Source organism: Tatumella sp. JGM94, from assembly GCF_018257595.1.
In the GTDB taxonomy this organism is placed as follows: Bacteria; Pseudomonadota; Gammaproteobacteria; order Enterobacterales; family Enterobacteriaceae; genus Tatumella; species Tatumella punctata.
Map to the genome: position 1 here is coordinate 270,293 of NZ_JAERJN010000001.1, position 25,394 is coordinate 295,686.

The following is a 25,394-nucleotide window of genomic DNA, read 5'->3' on the forward strand; positions in this document are numbered from 1 at the left end:
CATCGCTGCCCGTTATCATGTTACAATAACTGACTATTTTCTAACGGTACCCCCCTGTGTCCGATTCATCTCTGTTTTTCCCTGAAGACTTTCTGTCACAAATGCAACAATTACTCCCTGACGGACAGCAGTTTTCCGCGTTTAAAGCACTGTGCCACCAGCCACTGCGCCGGAGTATCCGGGTTAATACTCTTAAAATTTCGGTGGCGGACTTTCTGGCGCTGGTTGCTGACTATGACTGGCAACTGAGCCCGGTGCCCTGGTGTGAAGAAGGTTTCTGGATAAGCCGTACCGATGAATCACTGCCTCTCGGCAGCGTTGCAGAGCATTTGAACGGACTGTTTTATATTCAGGAAGCCAGCTCAATGCTGCCGGTGTCAGCACTTTTTGCCCACAGCATTGATCCCCGCTATGTAATGGATATGGCTGCTGCTCCCGGCTCTAAAACAACCCAGATTGCTGCCAGAATGCAGGACCAGGGCATGATACTGGCAAACGAATACTCAGCCAGCAGGGTAAAAGTACTGCATGCCAATATCAGTCGTTGCGGCGTCAGCCGTGCAGCCATTACCCATTTTGACGCTGCTGTATTTGGCCCGGCATTACCGGAGCAATTTGATGCAATCCTGCTGGATGCCCCCTGCTCCGGCGAAGGCGTTATCCGCAAAGATCCCCGGGCACTGAAAAACTGGAGCCTGTCGAGTTGCCGGCAGATTGCCGCTACTCAGCAGCAATTGCTGGAAAGTGCTTTCCATGCGCTGAAACCCGGCGGCACACTGGTATATTCGACCTGTACCCTTAACCGGCTGGAAAACCAGCAGGTGGTTAATCAGTTGCTGGCCAGCTACCCGCAGGCAGTGGAAGTGATTGCCCTGAATACGCTGTTTGAGGGCGCGTCACAGGCGGCAACCCGCGAAGGTTACCTGCATGTTTTCCCGCAATATTTCGATAGTGAAGGATTTTTTGTCGCCTGTTTACGTAAAACAGACAGTATTCCCCCGCTTCCGGCCCCGACCTATAAAGTCGGCAAATTCCCTTTCAGTCCGTTACCCCGGAAACAGGTTCAGGAAGTACGCCAGCGGGCAAACGACGCCGGTCTGGACTGGCCGGAAAATTTGAAACTCTGGCAGCGGGATAAAGAAATCTGGTTATTCCCTGAAGAAGCTGAGTCATTATTTGGCCGGGTACGCTTTTCACGCATCGGCCTGAAGCTGGCTGAAACCTTTGCCAGGGGTTATCGCTGGCAGCATGAGGCCGTTATTGCACTGGCAGATCCCGGGCACGACACGGTTGTTCATCTGAGTGATGCGCAGGCAGAAGAGTGGTACCGTGGCCGTGATATCTACCCTTGTCAGCCGTTACCTGCCAGTGACATGCTGGTATTCCATCGTGGTCAGCCACTGGGACTGGCGAAAAAGGTCAGTAACCGGATAAAAAACAGCTACCCCCGTGAACTGGTAAAAGAAGGCCGTTTGTTCCGCTGACACGACTAAAAAAAAGACCGGACACAACTCCTGTGGCCGGTCGGGGGAAATGGCTCAGAGAGCCGTGCGCTAAAAACTGTGGTTATGCAATAACGTTGCTCTGTTAATAAGCATAGTCTGCTTTCCCCCGGTTTCCAGTGCCATTGGCTGATGCTGTCACCGCTATTTTCCGCACAAAGACTGCGCTTTGCTGATCAATGGTTGCAGGCTCATTTTCTGACCGGGATGATTTTTATCATCCGCCACCAGCGGAGCAATTGAGCTTCCCTGAGCCAGCCCGGCATTCACTTTTTGCTGTGCTGTTTTATTCAACGGGTAATTCATTAAGGTCGACGGATTAATGGCAAATAATGCGCCGTCCTTTTCACAGGTCAGCATAATTTCTTCACGGTTCAGGGGCCAGTGATCTTTGCCGGTTTCGAAACGACTGACGGTGATCACCTGAGTTGCCATAGCCTGACCACTGAGCAACAGCAGTAACAGGGAAGGAAATATTTTTTTCATGCAATATAAACCTTGTTTACACAATCATTGAATAACGGGAAAAATTCATCCCGGCGATAAGGTTGCCAGCAGGCTGACCAGTCCGATGACGACCAGAGAGGTAATCAGCTCCAGTCTGGTCAGGCGAATAAATAACTGCCGACTGTCGTGGTTCGCCGCCTGTTTAAACTGTGGTACCAGCGTGTAGCGGTTATACAGCGCAATCGTCACCATCAGCATGACAAACAGCACTTTCAACATCAGCAGGCTCAGCCATAATGTGGGCTGCAGCGAAAAGCCGGCAATCGATAACGTATTAATAACACCGCTGAATAACGTAACCGCCACCGCCCAGTGACCATAACGGGAAAAACGCATCATGGACAGCAGGGCCTCCCGCTCACCGTATTCCCGTCCTGCCTGTTGCATCAGTCGCAGCAGCGGATACAAACCTCCGCACCAGAAAGCAGCTCCCAGCAGATGGACAGTCTGGCTCAGCTGCCCTGCGATACCGGCTATCCCGTCGTGCATCGCGGCATGTCCGGTCCCCGCCAGGCACAGTAGTTGAATCATACTGCTCAGCAATAATAATTTCCGGATACGGGACCCTGAGAACCTGATCAGCAGCAGAGTCAGTGCCGGAAGCAACATTTCCGCCCCCCAGGCCCGGCCAAAACGGGTAGCGGCCACAGCACGCCAGATGTCCGGCTGCGTAAACCCGTTTTGCTGCCCGCTCATCAATACTGTCTGGGCAGCAAATATTCCCAGCGCACTGACTAACGCAATGGCTGCACTCCACCACAAGGGGGTTTTCAGCAATGCCCCTAACTGTCCGGCGAATTTACCACGGGTCAGCAGCACCATATAGCCGAGTGTGCCGGAAAAAAATAACAGACTACTGAAATGGAAAAAACGCAGAAGTATGTAGCCGGTAACAATCACCTGTTACCTCGCCGCGGGAAAATAACCGTATCTGACATCGCGGCGACTATTGTCTGTCTGCCGCATCTCCTGTTCCGCAACACTCTGCTCTCCTGACACTGATAATAAGAACTGCCTGATTACATTAAGAATACGCCGCTACTGAACCGGTGTCGAGTTTACGCCAGCTTAGCCCGGGGGTTGATCCGCAGAAGAGAAAGCATTATTTTGACGCTAAATATTCAGGAGCACCCGATGAGCTTTAACTTAGCCCTGCTGTCTGCAGAAGAAAAAGATAAGATTAATACGGATCTGGCTGCCTCCGGCGTCGCCTTTAAAGAACGTTATAATATGCCGGTAGTCGCTGAGATTGTTGAAAGAGAACAACCTGAAGCATTACGCGACTGGTTCCGCCAGCGACTGGGGACTTTTCGCCAGACCTCCCTGACCCTGTCACGTTTACCTTATGAACCTAAACAGAAAAACTGATGTTACGGGTTATTGATACAGAAACCTGTGGCCTGCAGGGCGGCATTGTCGAAATCGCCTCGGTGGATGTGACTGATGGCAGGATAGTCAATCCGATGAGTGATTTGGTCTGTCCCGATCGGCCTATCAGCCATCAGGCAATGGCAATTCATCGGATCACCCCGCAGATGGTTGCTGATCAGCCGCCGATTGAGCAGGTCATCTCCCGTTACCAGGGCAGCGACTGCTATGTGGCACATAATGCCAGTTTTGACCGCAGGGTACTTCCTGAAATGGGCGGCGAATGGCTGTGCACCCTGAAGATGGCACGCCAGTTATGGCCGGGGCGTAAATACAGTAACCAGGCGCTGCGCCATAGCCTTAAGCTGGACATTGAACCGCCACAGCACCTGCATGCTCACCGGGCATTGTATGACTGCTATGTGACCGCCGCACTGTTAATCCGGATTATGGAACAATCGGGCTGGGATCGCCCGCAGATGCTGGCAGTCTGCCAGCCGGCAGCCAGCGCTCAGGCCGATGATATTTTCCCTTTCGGAAAATACCGCGGACAACCTATTGCTTCAGTGGCGCGGAAGGACCCGGGTTATCTGCGCTGGATGCTGGATAATCTTACGGACTTACGCCCGGCATTACGCCAGGCACTCCGGCATTATCTGAAGGGTCAGCTCTGAATCTGAGCTGGCGGAAGCAGCCCTTCCGCCAGCCCGATAAGGAAGGCACTCTCCATCGCGATATCATGATAGGCTTTAAACCGTCCCGATTTCCCCCCGTGCCCGGCATCCATATCGGTCCATAACAGCAGCAAGTGATTATCGGTTTTCAGTTCCCGCAGCTTCGCGACCCACTTGGCCGGTTCCCAGTACTGTACCTGCGAATCATGTAAGCCAGTGGTTACCAGCATATGTGGATAAGCCGCAGGGCAGACATTATCATAAGGGCTATAACTGCGGATAACGGCATAGCTTTCGGCCTGCTGCGGATTACCCCACTCATCATATTCGCCGGTGGTTAACGGAATACTTTCATCCAGCATGGTCGTCAGCACATCAACAAAAGGTACCTGTGCCACAATTCCGTGATACAGTCCGGCAGCCTGATTAACTATCGCTCCCATCAGTAAGCCACCGGCACTGCCGCCCATGGCATAGCATTGTTGCGGGTTACCATAACCCCGCGCCAGTAACTGGCGGGTTGACTGGATAAAGTCACTGAAGCTGTGCTGTTTATTTGCCAGCCGTCCGCCGTCGTACCACGCCTGCCCCAGCTCGCCACCACCACGAATATGCACCAGTGCATAGACAAATCCTCTGTCCAGCAGACTGAGACGACTGCTGCTAAAGTCTGCATCCATACTGCTGCCATACGCACCGTAACCGTAGACCAATAAAGGATTTTCCGCCGGACGGAACAGGTCTTTTCGGTAGACCAGGGATACGGGTACCTCACAGCCATCATCCATTGTCAGCCATAAATACTCACTGTGGTATTTCCCGGCACTGAAACCTTTTACCGTGCTTTGCTTCAGAATCTGACGTTCACCGCTGTCCAGATCAAGCTGGAAGGTGGTTGCCGGGGTGGTCATGGATGAATAACCGTAACGTAATTCTGAAGTGTCCGGCGACGGGTTATAGCCCAGCCAGGTCACGTACGTCGGATCATCAAAGCGGATCAGCCGTTGTTCATCACGGAAACGATGATACTGAGACAAACAGCTCAGGCCGTTTTCCCGCTCTTCCGTCACCAGCCAGTCCCGGAATACCTGAAAGTCCTCCAGTACCCGCTGCTCTCTGACGGGGATGACCGTCTGCCAGTGCCTTTCTTCCGGCAGGGATTCTGCGGTGCGGTACAGGCCGAAATTAATCCCTTCGGCGTTGGATCGGATATAAAACTGCTGCTGATAGTGGTCCAGATCATATTCATGATCTTCCCGCCGCGGCAAAAAACATTCGGGCGCGGACTGAGGCTCACTGGCATTCACCAGCCAGACCTCGGTGCTGGTGGTACTGTCGATAATAATTTCGATAAAGTCTTCCGAGGTGGTTTTCCCCAGACTGACATAGAAGCTGTCATCATTTTCCTGATACACCAGCTGGTCCTGGTCGACCGCTGTTCCCGCAATATGTCGCCAGACCTGCCAGGGCAACAGAGTATCCGGATCCTGACGGACATAGAACAGAGTTCTGCCATCATTCGCCCATACCAGCGAAGGAGAAACGCCGGTCAGGACTTCCGGAAACCAGTGGTTATCCGCTAATGAGTACAGACGTATCTCATATTGTCGCCGTGATAAAAAATCTTCCGCGACCGCCATCAGACGATTATCCGTGGTGATATCCAGGGCTCCGAGACTATAGTACGGATGCTGCTCTGCTCTTTTGTTACAGTCAATCAGGCATTCCCACTGTGGATCTGCGGATCCGTTTTGCCGGGCGCGGAACCATGCCGGGTACTCTCCTCTGGCAGCAAAACGCTGCTGATAGAGAAAACCGTTTTTCAGATAAGGGACCGAATGATCTTTCGGCGGGATACGGGCCACCATTTCCTGGTATAACCTTTTTTCCAGGTCTTTCACCGCGGATAATTGTTGCTGGCAGTAATCATTTTCCTGACGCAGATAGTCAAGGACTTCCGGACGGGAACGCTCATCATCCCTCAGCCAGTAGTAATTATCTGTTCTGGTTTCACCATGCAGTGTCATTGTATGGGGATGTTTTGCTGCTTTTGGGATTGTCATTGTCTCTGTCCTGAAAAAATTAAGACCTGCCAGCCGGAGGAATACGTTCACCGCAAGGAAGAATCTGACCCTGTCATCGTCTGCCCTGCCGTCTGTGAAGCAGACTTTACCATTATAAAAAAGAAATCGCCTGCTAATGCCTGCGCAATCGTTTTCCTTTATACTGTGCGGCAGTTTTTGTTCAGGAATCAACGGGTGAAAAGAATGGTAACTCTCGGAACAGCACTGCGTCCGTCAGCAACACGTGTCATGTTATTAGGCTCAGGTGAACTGGGGAAAGAAGTTGCTGTGGAATGTCAGCGGCTGGGTGTGGAAGTGATCGCCGTAGACCGCTACGCCGATGCTCCGGCGATGCATGTGGCCCACCGCAGCTATGTGATCAATATGCTGGATGGTGATGCGCTGGCAGAAGTTATCGCCAGGGAAAAACCTGATTTTGTGGTGCCGGAAATCGAAGCGATTGCTACAGATAAATTACTCGAGCTTGAACAACAAGGTGTGCATGTGGTGCCGACTGCACGTGCAGCAAAACTGACCATGAACCGTGAGGGCATTCGCCGGCTGGCTGCAGAAGAACTGGCACTGCCAACCTCAGCTTATCGTTTCGCTGACAGTAAAGAGACGTTTTTTGCTGCCGCCCATGACATCGGATTCCCCTGTATCGTTAAACCGGTGATGAGCTCTTCAGGTAAAGGTCAGAGCTTTATCCGTACCCCGGACCAACTGGAACAAGCCTGGCAATACGCCCAGCAAGGTGGCCGTGCAGGGGCCGGAAAGGTGATTGTTGAAGCCGTGGTTAACTTCGATTTTGAGATCACTCTGCTGACGGTCCATGCCGCGGATGGTATTCATTTTTGTGCGCCGATCGGCCATCGCCAGCAAGACGGTGATTACCGTGAATCCTGGCAGCCACGGGCCATGAGCCCGCTGGCCCTGGAACGTGCTCAGCAAATCTCAGCGTCAGTTGTCAGGGCCCTCGGAGGATTCGGGCTGTTTGGCGTCGAGCTGTTTGTCTGCGGCGATGACATCATTTTCAGCGAAGTCTCACCACGCCCCCATGATACGGGTATGGTCACCCTGATTTCACAGGACCTGTCGGAATTTGCTCTGCATGTCCGTGCCTTCCTCGGTTTACCAATCGGCGGGATCCGTCAGTATGGCCCGTCAGCTTCTGCGGTTATCCTGCCGGAACTGGACAGCCGGGATATCCGTTTTGTGAATGCGGACCAGGCACTGGGTGCCGGTCTGCAGCTGCGTTTATTTGGCAAACCCGCCATTGAAGGCCGCCGCCGGCTGGGTGTGGCTTTAGCTACCGGAGATACCACCGAACAAGCGGTTGCCCGCGCTATCGCAGCCGCAGAAAAAGTATCAGTCAGTGGTTAATTAACCGACTGCCGCCTGTCCCCCGCAGCCCGGGGGACTTATCATTGTCAGCATCTTTACCTCCCCCGACTGCCGTCGTCTCTCCTTTTAGCCTGAAAATGTTTGCTGAGTACTGCTGTTAGCGGGACATCCGGAAGGTTACGGATCAAAAACGCTGCCCTCAGGCAGCGTTGATCAGTCTCTTCGTTCAATAACGACGGTCAGTGTTCAGACCTGTTGTCAGAAATGCACATTGGCGGTCAGCATCCAGGTACGTGGTGTGCCCGGCGTATAGCGATAGCCACTGCGGTTAAGTGCAGCAATATATTTTTTATTAAACATATTGTAGACATTCAGCTGTAAATCGAGGGTCGGATTCACCCGCCACGTCGCCATAGAGTCGGCAACCCAGTAATGATCAACCGATGAAGGTGTGCCTGACGCACCGTCTTTAATTTTATGCATACTGCCCGTGTAACGTGCACCTAAACCAACTGTCACGTCATCGGTCACATCCCAGGTCGCCCAGGAGGTAAAGGCATGACGCGGGGTGAACGGAATATAGCTGGAGCCGTCATTGGTTGCCGAGGTTTTGTCGGTACGGGTGTTCTGCAATGTATAACCGGCCATCAGATGAATATTGTCCGTAATATCCCCTGCGGCAGTCAGTTCATAACCCTGAACCCGTTTGGAACCAATCTGCTGGTACTGATTAGTAGTTGTATCCAGCTCCGCGTCATTTTTAATCGTGGTTCTGAATAGTGCAGCACTGAGTAACAGTTTTTTATTCAGTAACGACCATTTGGTGCCCAGTTCTGATGTTTCTGCACGCTCTGGTTTGAAGTTAATGTTTTCACCGCTGCGTGACGTCCTGTCGGTACTGTCGCTGGTCAGTTTGAAATCAGTGCCGCCCGGAGGCTGCTGAGATACACCGTAGTTAACGTACAGGTTACCTTCTTTGGTCAGATGATACAGAGCTCCGGCTTTCCAGTTGACCAGGTTACCTGAGTGGCTGAGATCCGTATGGCCGGTGGCACTGTCCCCGGTATAATGTGTTTTGTAGCTGTCGAGGCGCAAGCCGCCATTAAACTCAATACGCTGCGTCAGCTTAAGAGTGTCAAACGCATAAACACCGAGGGTATTGGTGCGGGCTTTTGAACCATAACCGGTGGCAGAACTGACTGCCGTATCCGCATCAGGATTCAGCAGGTTAACGCTGTTCGCCGCAAAGGCGTAAGGGTAGGAAACATAATCTTCCCGGGTCAGTTCCAGCCCGGTGCTGATATTATGTTGCATCCCGAAGGTATCGAATTTTGTCGTCAGGTTAGTCTGGTTAGTCAGAATTTTATTGACCGTATTGCTTGAGTTCATCAGGCGTGAACCATAAACATTACCGTCAGTTTCGGTGATAGTCCGGCCCAGCACCGCAGAAAGCAGATAACGCTGACGAATTTCAGACCAGCGGGTGGTATTTCGCAACGTTGTGCGGTCGTTAAAGTCGTGCTCCAGCCGGGAGGTGAAAGTATCGATCATATCGTGTTCATAATCTGAATCGGTACCGTAAAATGTACTGCGTGATACTGGTCCGGAATTGTTCAGTATGCTGTTGGTACTGCTGTAGCCCGGTAAGCCGACCGTATACACCCCGCCATCCGGAGTGTTGTCTTGCTGTTCATGGAAGTAATCAAGATACCAGCGGGTTTTGGTACCTAAACCGAAGGCCAGTGAAGGCGCGATACCGAATTTCTGGTGGTTAATATGGTCGCGATCTTTTGTATTGCCTTTATCACCCATCACATTAACACGGAAAGCCGCGGTATCGCTCAGCATCTGGTTATAATCCAGGGTAGCCCGCCGTTCAGAGGCACTGCCATAGCCGAGAGATCCATCCACCCCGGTATAAAGCTCCGGTTGTTTACTGACCATATTAATCGAGCCGGAAGGTGCAGTACGTCCGTAATCTGAGCCCGATGGCCCTTTAATCACTTCAATACTCTGGGTATTAAAGGTATCACGGGTGATACTTCCGATATCACGGATACCATCGCTATAAATACTGCCGGAAGTATCAATACCACGCATCATAATGGCATCCCCCATATTGGTGCTGCCATTCTCACCAGAGAAGAATGCACCGACTCCAGGGGAATTTTTCAGGGCCTCTGTCAGTGTGGTCGCCTGCTGTTCCTGCAATACTTTTTCCGGAATAATGGTCACGGTGCGGGTGGTATCAGCCAGCGGTGCCGTAAATTTAGGATCGGAAAGACCGGATGGCAGGTAGAGTGACGGTAAGCTGCTGCCTGTCACGACCAGAGTATTGTCACCGGCCGCTTTTTTACTGCCGGCTGCAGACGCTGTTTTCGCTGCCGCAGCGGAATCTGTCGCTGCCGGGGTAACCTGTGCCTGCGCAACACCAGAAGCCGCGCAAAGACCGGCAAATACACTTAATGTACCGAGGGTTTTAAAAGCAGGTGAAATATTTTTTTTACTGTTCACTGATGATCCGCAATTACATGAAATGATTGTGATAATCATTTTCATTAATATTACATTAATATGTAAGGCCTGATTTACATTTACTTTCATTTCCTTAACTAACGACATAAATAAAATCGCCGCAACACGGAACTTTTCACGACAGGCTGAAATTTTTAGATAAAAATCAGGACACTGATTGCCTGAAAGCACTCGCCCTGCCCCCGGATAAATCACCGGTTGCCGGTTAGCCCTGTAAATCCGTGGTTCGATCAAAAACGGCCTGCAAAGCAGGCCGTTTCAGTTCAGATTCCGACAATCAGGAAATATTATTCAAATTCATTCCATGAACGACCATCGCGGGTGATCATGGCAACCGAAGCCACAGGCCCCCATGTACCGGCCTGGTATGGCTTAGCCCCATCGCCATCGGCTGCCCAGGCGTTAATGATCGAGTCAACCCATGTCCAGGCCGCCTCAACTTCATCCCGGCGGACAAACAGTGCCTGAATACCGCGCATCGTTTCCAGCAGCAGTCGTTCGTAGGCATCCGCCAGATGAGACTCATTAAACGTTTCAGAGAAACTGAGGTCCAGTTCAGTAGTCTGCAGTTTATGTTTATGATCCAGGCCCGGCACTTTGTTCAGAATTTCAATTGCCACCCCTTCATCCGGTTGCAGACGAATAGTCAGCTTATTCTGTGGTAACTCAGAGTAGGAATCTTTAAACAGGTTTAGCTCAGGGTTCTTAAAGTAAACCACAACTTCTGAACATTTCGACGGTAAGCGTTTACCGGTTCTCAGATAGAAAGGTACGCCAGCCCAGCGCCAGTTATCGATATCCACACGGATAGAGACAAAAGTTTCGGTAGTGCTGGTTTTATTCGCCCCTTCCTCTTCCAGATAACCCGGTACTTTTTTGCCCTGAACAAAGCCGGCGGTATACTGCCCGCGGACCGTTTTGTCACGGACATTGGTCTGGTCAATACGGCGTAATGAACGCAGAACTTTGACTTTCTCGTCACGAATACTGTCGGCGCTTAAATCTGACGGCGGGGACATCGCAATCATCGTCAGGATCTGCAGCAGGTGGTTCTGGATCATATCGCGCATCTGACCGGCTTTATCAAAATAGCCCCAGCGCCCTTCAATACCGACTTCTTCAGCCACGGTGATCTGCACGTGGTCGATGGTACGGTTATCCCAGTTATTCACGAAAATGGAGTTAGCAAAGCGCAATGCCAGCAGATTAAGGACCGTTTCTTTCCCCAGATAATGGTCAATACGGAATACCTGGCTTTCGTCAAAGTACTCACCGACACTGTCATTAATCTCACGGGATGTTTCCAGAGAAGTACCTAACGGTTTCTCCATAACCACCCGCGCAGGTTTAGCGTTCAGCCTGGCCTGCCCCAGCCCTTTACAGATAGCACCGAATGTATTCGGGGGCATGGCGAAATAGTTAATGGTGGTCCGCTTTTTCTGGTCGAGCATTTTGCCCAGACGGCTGAAGCTGCCGCTGTCGTTTACATCCAGATTACAAAAATCGAGGCGGCTGCTGAGTTTTTCCCACAGCGCTTCATCGATTTTCTCTTTCATAAAGGTTTCGAGGGCTTCACGAACAACCTTGGTATAGGCTGCTTTATCCCATTCCGCCCGTCCGACACCAATAATGCGGGACTCTTCATGGATCTGTCCGGCCTTTTCCAGTTGATACAGGGAAGGCAACAATTTGCGGCGGGCGAGATCGCCTTTGGCACCGAAAATGACCAGATCACATGCCTGGGCCTGATGGGTTACCGACATTTTATTCTCCTCGTTGCAGAATTACCGCCACTGTCTGCTGACATTGTCGGACTCTTTCATTATTCAATTACGTTACACTGTACTTCTTTCATATCACCAGGTAAATACGCGCTTAATCCCTGATGTTTCAATGTGTTCTGTGATTAAGGCCGTTAAATGGCCCGGGCTGGCCGGATGTCAGTCATATTATTTATAGTACAACCACCAGCACTGCTAATCCGTAAGCCTGATAGTAACATTATCAGACGGTTTTTACTGTCCCGCAACGCGGGTTATCACCTCTGGAAATAATAGCCGCTGGCTTTCGTCCGCAGACCGGTTAGCCCGTCCGCCGGCAGTATGCGGGGCTGCATGACAGAAAAAATTAATTCACTATAAGTTGTACCGTATCAAAGACCGGCTAATCAAATAGCGTTGAGATAATAACAGCTCACACACCGCTTGCTTTAACAAAATGACAACAGTTTAGCTCGAAACGAATAACCCGAATCAGCTAGAATACCGGCGAATATCCTGCTGCGGAACATCACTCCGCAGCTTTTTTGTTAACGGAGTCCTTCATGTCAAGACGTCTCAGAAGAACCAAAATTGTTACCACCCTGGGCCCGGCGACCGATCGCGATAATAATCTCGAAAAAATTATTGCTGCCGGCGCCAATGTGGTTCGCCTTAATTTCTCCCACGGCAGCGCAGAAGACCATCAGGCCAGGGCGGTGAAAGTCAGGGAGATTGCGCAAAAGCTGGGGCGTCATGTAGCCATCCTTGGCGATTTACAAGGCCCGAAAATCAGGGTGTCGACCTTCAAAGAAGGAAAGGTCTTTCTGAATACAGGCGATGCTTTCCTGCTGGATGCCAGCCTGGAAAAAGGTGAAGGCGATAAGGATAAAGTCGGTATCGATTACAAAGGATTGCCCCGTGATGTTGTTCCCGGTGACATCCTGTTACTGGATGACGGGCGGGTACAATTAAAAGTGCTGCGGATTAACGAATATCAGGTATTTACCGAAGTCACTGTCGGTGGCCCCCTGTCGAATAACAAAGGCATTAACAAACTGGGCGGTGGTTTATCGGCGGCGGCCTTAACAGAAAAAGATAAAGCAGATATCCGCACGGCAGCCAGTATCGGTGTCGACTATCTGGCAGTCTCTTTTCCCCGTGTCGGTGCTGATCTGCATTACGCCCGTAAACTGGCGCAGGACGCTGGCTGTAATGCACAGATAGTCGCCAAGGTGGAACGTGCCGAAGCTGTCGCTTCCGAAGCAGCAATGGACGACATTATCCTTGCCTGTGATGCGGTGATGGTCGCACGGGGCGATTTAGGGGTTGAAATTGGTGACCCTGAACTGGTCGGTATCCAGAAAACGCTGATCCGCAGGGCACGTCGCCTTAATCGTACGGTGATCACTGCAACCCAGATGATGGAATCAATGATTACTAACCCGATGCCGACCCGCGCAGAAGTTATGGACGTTGCTAACGCGGTGCTGGATGGGACCGATGCGGTCATGCTGTCTGCGGAAACCGCCGCCGGACAATATCCTGCTGAAACCGTCAGCGCGATGGCCAGAGTGTGCCTTGGCGCTGAGAAAATTTCGGGGGCTGAGGCTTCGGAACCGCGCCCTGATATGCAGTTTGATAATATCGAAGAAGCGATCGCTATGTCGGCAATGTATGCAGCGAACCGGTTGCAGGGTGTCACTGCCATAATCGCCATGACTGAGTCTGGCCGGACAGCATTAATGACATCAAGGATCACATCCGGATTGCCGATTTTCGCCATGTCCCGCCATCCTAAAACACTCAGCCTAACGGCCCTGTACCGCGGCGTGACGCCGGTGGCGTTTAAGAGTTACACGGACGGTGTGGCTGCAGCTCATGATGCCGTCACCCTGTTGCGTGACCAGGGGTACCTGATGTCCGGAGACCTGGTAGTGGTGACTCAGGGCGATGTTATGGGGGCCAGCGGAACAACGAATACCAGCCGTGTATTGCGGGTGGAATAGATAACGGAGGTTCCACGGCAGATCACCGCCCGTGGAACCCGCCCATCGTTATTGTACTGGCAGCTCAGAGATCTTTACGCGCATATGGCTCCATATCTCCTTCACGGCGGGTTTTTAATAATTTCAGAATCCAGGTGTACTGCTCGGGGTGAGGCCGGACAAAAACTTCCACTTCTTCATTCATTCGTCTGGCCAGCGTTTTATCATCGGCCTGTTCCAAATCTGCCATCGGCGGACGCACATAAATATCCAGCTGATGTGTTTTACCATTATACACCGGAAACAGGGGAACCACCTTCGCGCGACAGACTTTCATCAGACGGCCAATCGCCGGTAATGTCGCTTTATAGGTAGCGAAAAAGTCCACGAATTCACTGTGTTCCGCACCATGATCCTGGTCGGGTAAATAATATCCCCAGTAGCCCTGACGAACCGAACTGATAAACGGTTTGATTCCGTCATTGCGGGCATGCATCCGTCCGCCGTACACACGCCGCAGACGGTTCCAGAGATAATCCATCAGCGGGTTCTTCTGGTTATGGAACATTGCCGCCATTTTCTGCCCTTCTGAAGCCAGCAACATCGCCGGGATATCAACTCCCCAGCCATGAGGAACCAGAAAAATCACATTCTGTTGCTGATCCTGAAGTTGCCGGATAATCTCACGCCCGTGCCATACCACCCGCTGACTGACCGCCTGTGGTTTTCTGATCGCCAGCTCCGCCATCATCACCATTGCCCGGGGTGCCGTGGCAAACATATTATCGATAATTTGTTCCCGCGCCTGCTCCGATAACTCAGGCAGACAGTAATATAAATTTATCCGCGCACGGCGACGGGCACTTTTTGCCAGCCGCCCGACCCGGGTACCGAGCGCCCCCAGTAACGGATCACGGACAGATACCGGTAGCATTGCCATCACGGCCATCGCGCCGATAGCAATCCAGTCACCCCAGTATTTTGGTTTCAGGAATGACATCTTAAACTGCGGAATAAACTCAATATTGTTCTTTCTTTCACTCTTCATGCACTGGCCTCTGTAAGTCGCGCGATCATGATAGTGCTGAAGTGACAATTTGCAATCTTCATCTGCATAAATGCAAAAAGCCGGGCAAAAACTGCCCGGCTTTTTATAAAGAAGGAGTGCTGGCTAAAAAGTCAGCTGAGGTACCCAGCCTTTGACACTGGCCAGATACTCCTTACGGGCTTTGCCGTTCAGTCCTTCCATCCTCGGCATTTGTGCCGTCAGCGGGTTGACGGCCTGGTTATTTATCCAGATTTCAAAATGCAAATGCGGTCCGGTTGAACGTCCTGTGTTCCCGGACAGGGCAATACGGTCACCGCGTTTCACTTTCTGACCTGGTTTCACCAGCAAACGGCTCAGGTGCATATAACGGGTCATATACTGGCGGCCATGACGCAAAGCCACGTAATTCCCGGCTGCCCCGCCATTTTTCGATACCACCACTTCACCGTCACCGACAGCCAGTACCGGGGTACCTATCGGTAAGGCGAAATCGACACCGCGGTGTGGGGCAATACGTCCGGTCACCGGATTTAAGCGCCGCGGGTTAAAGTTAGAAGAAACCCGGAACTGTTTCACCGTCGGGAAACGCAGGAAACCACGTGACAACCCGGAACCACTTCGGTCATAAAACTTACCGTCATCGGCGCGGAAAGCATAATAGTCTTTACCTGCCGAACGCAGGCGTACCGCCAGTAACTGGCTTTGCATTGACTTACCGTCCAGATTTTCACGGGACATCAGTACACTGAATTTATCTCCGGCACGCAGTTTGCGAAAATCCATCTGCCATTGCAGTGCTTTAATCACCGCACTGGCCTCGGACCCGGTCAGGCCCGCTTTCTGTGCACTGGCTGAGAAACTGCCCTGCACTGATCCGCGGAGAACCGTATCTTTCCATTCCCCCTGCTGGACAGTCGGGGTCATGGTAAAGCCGCCCTGTGCCGTGCGTTGATAATTACGGGTCTCACGGCGTGAAATTTCCCAGCTCAGGGATTGCAACTCACCGTCCCCGTTCAGTGTCCAGCTCAGCGTCTGGCCAATATTCAGCCCGCGCAGAGCTTTATCACTGTCTACCAGCCCATTGATATCGGAGAGATCGATACCGTACTGGTTAAGGATACTGCTGAAAGTGTCCCCTGAGGATACGGTATATTCCCGGCCAACCGGAGTATCATTATCGGCAGCGTCATCTGACGGAATATCTTCTTCATCCGGGGCTGAAGTACTCTGATCTATAGGTTCACTGGCCGCAGGCAACATATTCCGCAGTTGTGCAGTGTCGGTTTCTATATTTCTGACTATCGATTCTGAAGCATCACCATGATGGTAAAACGGTGGCCGCCAGACAGCGGCAGCCAGCGTAATAACCGTCAGCGACCCCAGAAAAATGCGGTGGGGGCGCGGCAGGTTGTTAAATGCCAGGGCGACAGAGCGGGCAATCTGTTGCACTTAATTTTTCCTTTTTATGCTCCTTTCAGACAGCTCGCATACTGGCCGGATAACTGTGAAAGAAACGTCACATAGCTATCACGGCTGATACTGATATTCATTCCCAACGGATCAAGAGTACCTTTACGCACTGACGTCCCCCTGGCAACAGCATCGATAACGGCTGGCCTGAATTGTGGCTCAGCAAAAACGCAGACTGCTTTTTGCTCAACCAACTGTGTTCTGATTTGGTGTAATCGCTGAGCACCTGGCTGGATTTCCGGATTCACAGTAAAGTGACCCAGCGGTGACAGACCAAAATATGACTCAAAATAACCGTAAGCATCATGGAAGACAAAGTATCCTTCATGGCTTACCGGGGTCAGTTGGGCACGTATTTTCTTATCGGTCTGAACCAGCCCGGCTTTAAATGATTCCAGGTTCGCATCCAGTTTGTCTCTGCGGTTTGGCATAAGTTCCAATAATTTATCATGAATTGCAATCGCAGAAGCCTCGGCTATCTGCGGTGACAACCAGATATGCATATTATATTCACCATGAGAGTGATGGCTATCAGAGTTCTCCGCAGCTGAGGCCCCTTCCGGATGGTCATGTTGCTGATGCTCATGGTGATCGTGGTCATCCTCATCACCTTTCATCAGTTGTGAGTGAACCGCTGGCAGGGCAGCCAGTTGCAGGCTTTTATCTGCCGGCAATGCAGCCAGCTGGCGGGTCATAAATGCCTCCATCTCCGGCCCAACCCATACCACTAAGTCCGCGTTTTTAATACGTTTTACGTCTGACGGCCGCAGTGAATATTCATGCTCAGATGCACCGTCCGGCAGCACAACTTCCACCGGCGTTACTCCGTCTGCAATTGCTGCTGCAATAAAACCCAGTGGCTTTATCGAAGTAACCACGGCACTCTGCGCAGCCACTGGCAACATTCCGGCGCAGGTTAGCGCCATCAACGCCGGAAGCCGGCGGAATTTAAAATGTAACATTTTAATTCAATCCTTCGTAATACCGTAAGAAATTGTGATATTATAACATAATACTTTTGTTGCAAACTGTAAATTCCATGACTGCATTAGTCGAGTTAGATAAAGTCTCGGTCGCTTTCGGCCACCGCGACGTATTAAGCAATATCTCCTTCTCCTTGCAACCGGGGCGCATCCTGACGCTGATGGGGCCTAACGGTGCCGGTAAATCAACCCTGGTACGCCTGGTGCTGGGTCTGCTGACACCCGGGAAGGGACAAGTCCGGCGCTCGCCGAACCTGCGGATTGGTTACGTTCCGCAAAAACTGCATATTGACCCTGCCCTGCCACTGACTGTCGGACGCTTTATGCGGTTATCACCACAGGTAAACGCCGGTGATGTTTTACCGGCCCTTGAACGGGTACAGGCTGGTCACCTGCAGCACTACTCTCTGCAGAAACTGTCCGGGGGAGAAATGCAGCGGGTCTTACTGGCCCGTGCGCTGCTTGGCAGTCCGCAGTTGCTGGTACTGGACGAACCGACCCAGGGCGTCGATGTGAATGGCCAGGTGGCACTCTATGACCTGATCAATCAATTACGTCATGAAATGAATTGCGGAGTACTGATGGTGTCCCATGACCTGCACCTGGTGATGGCGAAAACGGATGATGTGCTTTGCCTTAACCACCATATCTGCTGCTCAGGAACACCGGAAGTTGTTTCACGTCATCCGGAATTTATTGCGATGTTCGGCCAGCGGGGTGCAGAAGAACTGGCTATTTATCGCCACCATCATAATCATCGTCATGATTTACAGGGCCGGATTGTGTTACGTAAAGGAAATACTGACTGATGCTTGAATTACTTTTACCTGGCTGGCTGGGCGGAATGTTACTGACGCTGGCAGCCGGCCCGCTGGGATCGTTTGTTGTCTGGCGCAGGATGTCTTATTTCGGTGATACCCTCGCCCATGCGTCATTGCTGGGCGTGGCTTTTGGCTTACTGCTGAATATCAACCCCTATTATGCAGTGATTGCCATTACCCTGCTGCTGGCACTGCTGCTGGTGCTGCTGGAGCACCGTCAGCAACTGGCCATTGATACCTTACTGGGCATTATGGCTCACAGTTCCCTGTCTCTGGGCCTGGTGGTTGTCAGCCTGATGTCGAATGTCCGTGTCGATTTGATGGCATACCTGTTCGGCGATTTACTGTCGGTCACGCCTGATGACCTGTGGGTAATTGGCGGAGGTGTGCTGATCGTGGTGGCAACCCTGCTCTGGCAATGGCGTCCGCTGTTGTCCATGACTATCAGTCCGGAACTGGCACAGGTTGAAGGTGTTAATATTGGCCGTTGCCGGGTACTGCTGATGCTAATCACCGCACTGACAATTGGTGTGGCAATGAAATTTGTCGGGGCGCTGATCATTACTTCTCTGTTGATCATTCCGGCCGCCACCGCACGGCGTTTTGCCAGTTCACCGGAACAAATGGCGGGGCTGGCAGTGCTCTGCGGTATGCTCGCTGTGACCGGCGGCATGGCATTTTCAGCCGTTTACGACACTCCTGCCGGTCCGTCGGTAGTGCTCGCGGCGGCAGTGTTGTTTATACTCAGCCTGCTGAAAAAGAACGCAGCATAACCCCGGCCGATACGCAGACCGGGAGACAAAGGCCAGTGCCTGTGACCTTGGTATCCCGGTATAATCAGTCCCTGTCGCGGGCTATAGCAAAATGCTGGTAGGCATGCGTGGTTGCCATACGGCCACGGGGAGTTCGCTGAATAAACCCCTGCTGGATAAGATAAGGCTCGATCACATCTTCTATGGTTTCACGCTCTTCGCCAATCGCTGCGGCCAGGTTATCCAGTCCGACAGGCCCGCCGGTAAATTTATCGATGATAGCCAGTAACAGTTTACGGTCCATATAATCAAAACCTTCACTGTCAACGTTCAGCATATCCAGTGCACTGGCGGTCACCTCACCATTCATATTGCCATCGGCGCAGACTTCTGCATAATCCCGCGCCCGGCGTAACAACCGGTTAGCAATACGCGGTGTCCCGCGCGCGCGGCGGGCAATTTCCAGCGCACCTTCTGCAGAAAGCTCCAGCCCCAGGCAGGCGGCGCTGCGTGCAACAATATGCTGCAGATCAGCGACCTGATAGAACTCCAGCCGTTGCACAATACCAAAACGGTCACGCAACGGGGATGTCAATGACCCGGCGCGGGTGGTTGCGCCTATCAGGGTAAAAGGCGGTAAATCAATCTTAATCGAACGGGCCGCCGGTCCTTCGCCAATCATAATATCCAGCTGGTAATCTTCCATTGCCGGATATAAAACTTCCTCCACCACCGGTGACAGGCGATGGATTTCATCGATAAATAACACATCATGGGCTTCGAGATTGGTCAGCATTGCGGCCAGATCCCCTGCCTTTTCTAATACCGGGCCGGAAGTTGTGCGTAAATTAACGCCCATTTCGTTAGCCACAATATTCGCCAGCGTAGTTTTACCCAGCCCCGGCGGACCAAAAATCAGTAAATGGTCGAGGGCATCATTACGCATTTTGGCGGCTTTAATAAAGATTTCCATCTGCTCGCGGACCTGCGGTTGCCCGACATATTCATCGAGTAATTTTGGCCGGATAGCACGGTCCAGTGTCTCTTCTTCTGTCCGGGGCGCCGCAGAGATCAGACGGTCAGCTTCAATCATAAGGATCCTTATATTGCTGCACGCAATGCTTCACGGATTAACGTTTCACAGTCAGCGGCCGGCTTGCCGACTTTACTGATCATACGGCTTGCTTCCTGAGGCTTATAACCCAGCGCCACCAGTGCCGAGACAGCCTCCGCTTCCGCATCATTATTATCTGCCGGCGCAGATGACAGTGCCGACAGTTCAAAAGGTGTCTCTCCGGAGAACAGGTCGCCGTGCATCCCTTTAAACCGGTCTTTCATTTCGACGACTAAGCGTTCGGCAGTTTTTTTACCGACGCCCGGTAATTTGACCAGTGCGACAATTTCCTGCTGCTCCACGGCCTGCACAAATTGTTGTGCAGACATGCCGGATAAAATGGCCAGTGCCAGTTTCGGTCCCACACCATTAACTTTGATCAGTTCGCGAAACAGGGTTCTTTCCTGTTTGTTGTTAAAACCGAACAACAGCTGTGCGTCTTCACGGACCACGAAATGCGTAAAGATAGCGGCTTCCTGATGCAGTTCCGGTAGTTCGTAAAAACAGGTCATCGGCATATGCACTTCATAACCGACTCCGCTGGCTTCAATTAACACCAGCGGCGGCTGCTTTTCCAGTATAAGACCCCGAAGACGACCAATCACTGTACGTATCCTTTTATTTTATGAATTGCACCGATTTATAACACAAAAAAGGCTGGATGAATATCCAGCCCTGATAACAGAGTGACGGGGTACGGCCCGGACTTCAGCGCAACCGGCCACGGGCAAGTAATAAGGCATTATCACTGACGCGCAGCGTATTCTGGCTGATATGACAATGGGTAATCGCTATCGCCAGGGCATCCGCCGCATCTGCCTGCGGATTAGCCGGTAATTTCAGCAGATTACGGACCATATGCTGTACCTGTGACTTCTCTGCCGCACCGGTACCGGTCACCGTTTGTTTGACCTGACGTGCCGCATATTCAAATACCGGCACGCCCTGATTCACCGCAGCGACAATTGCCGCCCCGCGTGCCTGGCCAAGCTTCAGCGCCGAATCGGCATTTTTAGCCATAAATACCTGTTCAATGGCGAAATAATCCGGGGCAAACTGGGTGATAATTTCACTGACGCCGGCATAAATCAGGCGTAAACGTTCAGGTAATGCCGGCGTATTGGTCCGGATACAGCCACTGCCCAGATAAGTTAACTGCCTGCCCGTCTGACGGATAACGCCATAACCGGTGATCCTTGACCCCGGGTCAATCCCCAGAATTATCGCCATAATATCCGGCCTGTGTCGGGTAGCGGAAACCGCAGATTACAGGGTTTCTGCAATCTCATCAGAAATTTCACCGTTATGGTAAACTTCCTGCACATCATCACAGTCTTCCAGCATATCGATCAGCCGTAACAGTTTTGGCGCAGTCTCCGCATCCATTTCGGCTTTGGTTGACGGGATCATTGTCACTTCAGCTGTGTCCGCTTTCAGGCCTGCGGCTTCCAGCGCATCACGGACATTGCCCAGCGCTTCCCAGGCTGTAAATACGTCAATCGCACCATCATCATAACTCATCACATCTTCAGCACCGGCTTCCAGTGCTGCTTCCATAATAGTGTCTTCGTCCTGACCCGGCGCATAACTGATCACACCTTTACGGCTGAACAGATAGGCAACTGAACCATCAGTGCCCAGGTTACCGCCGGTTTTAGTGAACGCATGACGAACCTCAGACACGGTACGGTTACGGTTGTCACTCAGACATTCAACCATAATCGCACTGCCGCCCGGACCATAACCTTCATAGATAATGGTTTCCATATTGGCATTGTCTTCGCCACCGGCACCACGGGCAATCGCACGATCCATAGTGTCACGGGTCATGTTATTGGATAATGCTTTATCCATTGCCGCGCGCAGACGCGGGTTAGAACTTGCATCCGCCCCGCCAAGCTTGGCTGCGGTTACCAGTTCACGGATAATTTTGGTGAAAATTTTCCCGCGTTTGGCATCCTGTGCCGCTTTACGGTGTTTGGTGTTAGCCCATTTACTGTGTCCGGCCATAATCAGTTTCTCACTATCTGGTTATTAGATAATCGGGTACAAAGCGCTCTGTACAGAGTCTGCTTGTCATCCAATGACATCGCCCTGACGCATTAGCAGGCGATAAATTTTTCAATTGCGTCGCGGTTACTCCAGGATCTGGTCAGTGCCGCCGCCTGTGCCCCAGGCAGCCACTGGCTGGCCAGGTGCTCGCTCAGGACAACCGGGAGTTCTTCCGGTAACGCCAGCAAAAACCAGTGCTCGCGGTTATGGGTGACCCCCGGGGCATAACGGTGCCGGTAATGCGGAAAGATTTCGAACTCAATCTGCTGATGACAATCTTCCAGCATCAGCCCTTGAGCTGCAACATCAATGGCCAGCTCTTCCTGCACCTCACGGGCCGCCGCCTGGCCGGGGGTTTCCCCCGGCTCCAGGCTGCCGGTCACCGACTGCCAGAATCCGGCATCATCACGGCGCTGCAGCATCAGCACTCTGCCGGTGCTCTGTGCGTATATCACCACCAGCACCGAAACAGGGTGTTTATAGTTCATTACTTGTTCTCAGGTGAGACTTTTTCTTTCTTTACCACTTTCAACGCCAGTTCTTCCAGAGCGTCCGGATTTGCCGGGCCCGGTGCATCGGTCAGCAGACAGGCGGCAGCGGTCGTTTTCGGAAACGCAATAACATCGCGGATGTTATCGGTACCGGTGAGCAGCATCGCTAAGCGATCTAGACCGAATGCCAGCCCTGCATGAGGCGGCGCACCATATTTCAGAGCATCTAACAGGAAGCCAAATTTCTCCTGCTGCTGCTGCTCATCAATACCCAACAAGCTGAATACAGCCTGTTGCATCTTACCGTCATGGATACGCACCGACCCACCACCGACTTCATAACCGTTAATCACCATATCGTAAGCGTTGGCTATCGCCTCTGCCGGGGAAGCGGCCAGTTGCTGAGGCGACAGATCACGCGGTGCAGTGAACGGATGGTGCATCGCCGCCAGATGCCCTTCACCGTCATCTTCAAACATAGGGAAGTCAACCACCCACAGAGGTGCCCAGCTGTTTTCATTGGTCAGAGACAGGTCGCGGCCAACTTTAAGACGCAGTGCGCCGATAGCATCAGCAACCACACTGGCTTTGTCCGCGCCGAAGAAGATCAGGTCACCATCGGTTGCCGCAGTACGTTTAAGTATTTCTTCAATAATTTCGGCGCTCAGGAACTTAGCCACCGGGCTCTGAATGCCTTCCGGCAGTGCATCGCGCTGGTTGACCTTCATCCATGCCAGGCCTTTGGCACCGTAATTACCGACAAATTTCGTGTATTCGTCAATTTGTTTACGGGTCAGCTGAGCACCGCCAGGTACACGCAGTGCCGCAACACGGCCTGTCGGGTTATTGGCCGGGCCAGAGAATACCTGGAACTCAACCTCTTTCAGTAAGTCAGCAACATCGACCAGTTCCATCGGGTTACGTAAATCCGGTTTATCCGATCCGAAACGGCGCATCGCTTCGGCAAACGTCATCTGCGGGAAATCTCCCAAATCGACCTGGCGGATTTCCTGCCACAGTTCGCGGATCATCCGTTCCATGATCTCGCGCACTTGCGGCGCCGTCATAAAGGATGTTTCAACATCGATCTGAGTAAATTCAGGCTGACGATCGGCACGTAAGTCCTCGTCACGGAAGCATTTTACAATCTGATAATAACGGTCAAAACCGGAGATCATCAGTAACTGTTTAAACAACTGAGGTGACTGAGGTAATGCATAGAACTCACCTTTGTGCACACGGCTCGGCACCAGATAGTCGCGGGCACCTTCCGGCGTCGCTTTAGTCAGCATCGGTGTTTCGATATCCAGGAACTCATTGGCATCCATAAACCGGCGCACAAAACTGCTGATGCGGGCGCGGGTTTTAAAGCGCTGCGCCATCTCCGGACGACGCAGGTCCAGATAGCGGTATTTCAGCCGTGCTTCTTCGCTGTTGATATGGTTTGAATCCAGGGGTAACGGCTCAGAACGGTTAATGATTGTCAGGCCGGTCGCCAGCACCTCAACGTCACCAGTCGCCATCTCCGGGTTTTTATTGCGATCGTCACGGGCCCGCACAGTACCTTCAATGGTGATACAAAACTCATTCCGCAACTCAGACGCCAGCGCGAAAGCCTGCTGGTAGTCAGGGTCAAAAAACACCTGCACAATACCTTCACGGTCACGCATATCAATAAACACCAGGCTGCCGAGATCACGGCGACGATTAACCCACCCGCTGAGGGTTACCTGCTGCCCGACGTGGGACATATTGAGTTTTCCGCAATATTCTGTACGCATAACGCTATCCTTTTTTGGCCTTGCCGCAGCGGTCTGACCTTTGTCCGGAATCTTTACCGAAAATCACCGGCTGCAAAATGGGACGTATTATACTGGAAAAACGGGCACAGGATAAGTACAGCAGTGCGAAAGCGGTTGATTACTCAGCAGTCAGATCAGAAGTTTTTCGTTATTGGTACAATTTCAGGCTACCCTTAGCCGCCAGTCTCTGTATAACACTCTGCCTGAAGGATACCCAGTGACCTTACGAATCGGCTTACCCCAGTGGCAACATCCCGGCTGGAAACGTGCCGGGCTTCATACCCTGGAAGACTATGCGCAGCATTTTGATTGTGTCGAGGGTAATACCACCCTGTATGCCCTGCCGGATAACGATACCGTACTGCGCTGGCGGGGGATGACCGGCGATAATTTCCGCTTTTGTTTTAAATTTCCGGCCACCATCAGTCACGATGCCGCATTACGTGATACGGGCGATTTACTGAATGACTTTTTCCGCCGGATGGATCCGCTGTCAGAGCGGATAGCACAGTACTGGTTGCAGTTGCCGGCCCGCTTCTCCCCGCGGCAATTGCCGGAGTTATGGGCTTTTCTGCAACAACTTCCTTCAGCATTTACCTATGGCGTAGAGGTCCGGCATAACGCCTTTTTCAGTCAGCCGGAAGCAGGCCGGGCCCTGAACCGCGGGCTGGCCGACCGCGGGGTTAACCGCGTCATCCTTGATAGCCGGGCAGTACACTCTTCGGCTTCGGTCAGTGCCGCCGCGCTGGATGCTAAGGCAAAGAAACCCAAAGTTCCTGTCCATGCGGTGTGCACAGCAGAACAGCCGATGATCCGTTTTATCGGCAGCGACGACGTGGCCCATTCCGCAGAGCTGTTTGCCCGCTGGTCTGCCCGTCTGCAGGAATGGCAGTCGGCGCGGTCTCCGTTATTGTTTATCCATACCCCGGAGATGGGCGAGGTGTTTCCTTTACTGCACCGGCTATGGCCTGAATTACAGCCACTGACCGCCGGACTACCGGCACTGCCGTCATGGCCTGATCAGCAGTCACTGTTCTGAAACGCAGCGGATGAACCTGCCGCAGCCAGCCCTTACTGCCAGCACAGCGGGGGGTTTTCTGTACAATGAGCACTAAAAATATCG

The 25,394-nt window shown here is 52.1% G+C and carries 22 protein-coding genes; 8 read left to right on the forward strand and 14 right to left on the reverse strand.

Translation table 11 applies throughout. From position 1 onward, the window contains the following. Positions 1–56: 56 nt before the first annotated feature. A complete protein-coding gene (gene rsmF, locus JK216_RS01290) occupies positions 57–1,484 on the forward strand; it encodes a 16S rRNA (cytosine(1407)-C(5))-methyltransferase RsmF (RefSeq protein ID WP_212708249.1) in 1,428 nt (475 codons plus the stop codon). Between the two features lie 162 nt (positions 1,485–1,646). Here rsmF and JK216_RS01295 read toward each other — a convergent pair whose 3' ends face one another. Together JK216_RS01295 and copD are read right to left on the reverse strand one after the other, a co-directional pair. Further along, complete coding sequence (locus tag JK216_RS01295) at positions 1,647–1,988, reverse strand: DUF2511 domain-containing protein (RefSeq protein WP_212708248.1); 342 nt, start codon at positions 1,986–1,988, stop codon at positions 1,647–1,649. A 45-nt stretch (positions 1,989–2,033) separates the two neighbouring features. Then, positions 2,034–2,909: a copper homeostasis membrane protein CopD gene (copD, locus tag JK216_RS01300; protein WP_212711500.1), complete on the reverse strand. Its 876-nt coding sequence runs from the start codon at positions 2,907–2,909 to the stop codon at positions 2,034–2,036. Positions 2,910–3,143: 234 nt separating this feature from the next. Here copD and JK216_RS01305 point away from each other — a divergent pair, with 234 nt between their 5' ends. Then, positions 3,144–3,377: a DNA polymerase III subunit theta gene (locus tag JK216_RS01305; RefSeq protein WP_212708246.1), complete on the forward strand. Its 234-nt coding sequence runs from the start codon at positions 3,144–3,146 to the stop codon at positions 3,375–3,377. Beyond that, positions 3,377–4,051 (forward strand): exodeoxyribonuclease X, encoded by a 675-nt coding sequence (gene exoX / locus JK216_RS01310; RefSeq protein ID WP_212711499.1) that lies wholly within the window; start codon positions 3,377–3,379, stop codon positions 4,049–4,051. Before JK216_RS01305 ends, exoX begins: the two co-directional genes overlap by 1 nt. Here the strand turns inward: exoX and JK216_RS01315 are convergent. After that, entirely contained in the window at positions 4,042–6,114 is a 2,073-nt protein-coding gene (locus JK216_RS01315) for a prolyl oligopeptidase family serine peptidase (RefSeq protein WP_212711498.1), read from the reverse strand. The genes exoX and JK216_RS01315 overlap by 10 nt on opposite strands. 204 nt (positions 6,115–6,318) lie before the next feature. Between JK216_RS01315 and purT the strand changes: the two genes are divergently transcribed. Next, a complete protein-coding gene (purT, locus tag JK216_RS01320) occupies positions 6,319–7,497 on the forward strand; it encodes a formate-dependent phosphoribosylglycinamide formyltransferase (protein ID WP_212708299.1) in 1,179 nt (392 codons plus the stop codon). 219 nt (positions 7,498–7,716) lie between these two features. Here purT and JK216_RS01325 read toward each other — a convergent pair whose 3' ends face one another. Together JK216_RS01325 and zwf are read right to left on the reverse strand one after the other, a co-directional pair. Continuing rightward, a complete protein-coding gene (locus JK216_RS01325) occupies positions 7,717–10,011 on the reverse strand; it encodes a catecholate siderophore receptor Fiu (protein ID WP_212711512.1) in 2,295 nt (764 codons plus the stop codon). Positions 10,012–10,280: 269 nt separating this feature from the next. After that, on the reverse strand, positions 10,281–11,756 hold the full coding sequence (gene zwf, locus JK216_RS01330; protein ID WP_212708242.1) for a glucose-6-phosphate dehydrogenase: 1,476 nt from the start codon (positions 11,754–11,756) through the stop codon (positions 10,281–10,283). Between the two features lie 560 nt (positions 11,757–12,316). Between zwf and pyk the strand changes: the two genes are divergently transcribed. Continuing rightward, a complete protein-coding gene (gene pyk, locus JK216_RS01335) occupies positions 12,317–13,759 on the forward strand; it encodes a pyruvate kinase (RefSeq protein WP_212711497.1) in 1,443 nt (480 codons plus the stop codon). 64 nt (positions 13,760–13,823) lie between these two features. Here pyk and lpxM read toward each other — a convergent pair whose 3' ends face one another. The 3 genes from lpxM to znuA all read right to left on the reverse strand — a co-directional run bounded on the left by lpxM (position 13,824) and on the right by znuA (position 17,218). After that, the gene (gene lpxM / locus JK216_RS01340) at positions 13,824–14,786 is read right to left on the reverse strand and encodes a lauroyl-Kdo(2)-lipid IV(A) myristoyltransferase (protein ID WP_212711496.1); all 963 of its coding nucleotides are present in this window, start codon (positions 14,784–14,786) and stop codon (positions 13,824–13,826) included. Positions 14,787–14,909: 123 nt separating this feature from the next. Then, the gene (mepM, locus tag JK216_RS01345; RefSeq protein ID WP_212711495.1) at positions 14,910–16,235 is read right to left on the reverse strand and encodes a murein DD-endopeptidase MepM; all 1,326 of its coding nucleotides are present in this window, start codon (positions 16,233–16,235) and stop codon (positions 14,910–14,912) included. 14 nt (positions 16,236–16,249) lie between these two features. Continuing rightward, the gene (znuA, locus tag JK216_RS01350) at positions 16,250–17,218 is read right to left on the reverse strand and encodes a zinc ABC transporter substrate-binding protein ZnuA (RefSeq protein ID WP_212711494.1); all 969 of its coding nucleotides are present in this window, start codon (positions 17,216–17,218) and stop codon (positions 16,250–16,252) included. A 77-nt stretch (positions 17,219–17,295) separates the two neighbouring features. Between znuA and znuC the strand changes: the two genes are divergently transcribed. Continuing rightward, positions 17,296–18,048: a zinc ABC transporter ATP-binding protein ZnuC gene (gene znuC / locus JK216_RS01355; protein ID WP_212710234.1), complete on the forward strand. Its 753-nt coding sequence runs from the start codon at positions 17,296–17,298 to the stop codon at positions 18,046–18,048. Next, the gene (gene znuB, locus JK216_RS01360) at positions 18,048–18,833 is read left to right on the forward strand and encodes a zinc ABC transporter permease subunit ZnuB (RefSeq protein ID WP_212709249.1); all 786 of its coding nucleotides are present in this window, start codon (positions 18,048–18,050) and stop codon (positions 18,831–18,833) included. The genes znuC and znuB overlap by 1 nt, the downstream gene beginning before the upstream one ends. A 64-nt stretch (positions 18,834–18,897) precedes the next feature. On the opposite strand, the gene ruvB is transcribed toward znuB, so the two are convergent. The 6 genes from ruvB to aspS all read right to left on the reverse strand — a co-directional run bounded on the left by ruvB (position 18,898) and on the right by aspS (position 24,250). Then, the gene (gene ruvB, locus JK216_RS01365) at positions 18,898–19,905 is read right to left on the reverse strand and encodes a Holliday junction branch migration DNA helicase RuvB (protein WP_212709248.1); all 1,008 of its coding nucleotides are present in this window, start codon (positions 19,903–19,905) and stop codon (positions 18,898–18,900) included. A gap of 8 nt (positions 19,906–19,913) precedes the next feature. After that, entirely contained in the window at positions 19,914–20,531 is a 618-nt protein-coding gene (gene ruvA, locus JK216_RS01370; RefSeq protein WP_212711493.1) for a Holliday junction branch migration protein RuvA, read from the reverse strand. A 103-nt stretch (positions 20,532–20,634) separates the two neighbouring features. Next, a complete protein-coding gene (gene ruvC / locus JK216_RS01375) occupies positions 20,635–21,156 on the reverse strand; it encodes a crossover junction endodeoxyribonuclease RuvC (RefSeq protein WP_212709246.1) in 522 nt (173 codons plus the stop codon). A gap of 36 nt (positions 21,157–21,192) precedes the next feature. Then, complete coding sequence (locus JK216_RS01380; RefSeq protein ID WP_212709245.1) at positions 21,193–21,936, reverse strand: YebC/PmpR family DNA-binding transcriptional regulator; 744 nt, start codon at positions 21,934–21,936, stop codon at positions 21,193–21,195. A gap of 92 nt (positions 21,937–22,028) precedes the next feature. After that, positions 22,029–22,466 carry a dihydroneopterin triphosphate diphosphatase gene (nudB, locus tag JK216_RS01385; protein ID WP_212711492.1) on the reverse strand — a complete coding sequence of 146 codons (438 nt, stop codon included), beginning with the start codon at positions 22,464–22,466 and terminating at the stop codon, positions 22,029–22,031. Beyond that, positions 22,466–24,250, reverse strand: coding sequence for an aspartate--tRNA ligase (gene aspS, locus JK216_RS01390; RefSeq protein WP_212709243.1), 1,785 nt, complete (start codon positions 24,248–24,250; stop codon positions 22,466–22,468). Before aspS ends, nudB begins: the two co-directional genes overlap by 1 nt. A 238-nt stretch (positions 24,251–24,488) precedes the next feature. On the opposite strand from aspS, the gene JK216_RS01395 reads away from it, so the two are divergent. Beyond that, on the forward strand, positions 24,489–25,310 hold the full coding sequence (locus JK216_RS01395) for a DUF72 domain-containing protein (RefSeq protein ID WP_212709242.1): 822 nt from the start codon (positions 24,489–24,491) through the stop codon (positions 25,308–25,310). Positions 25,311–25,394: the final 84 nt, after the last annotated feature.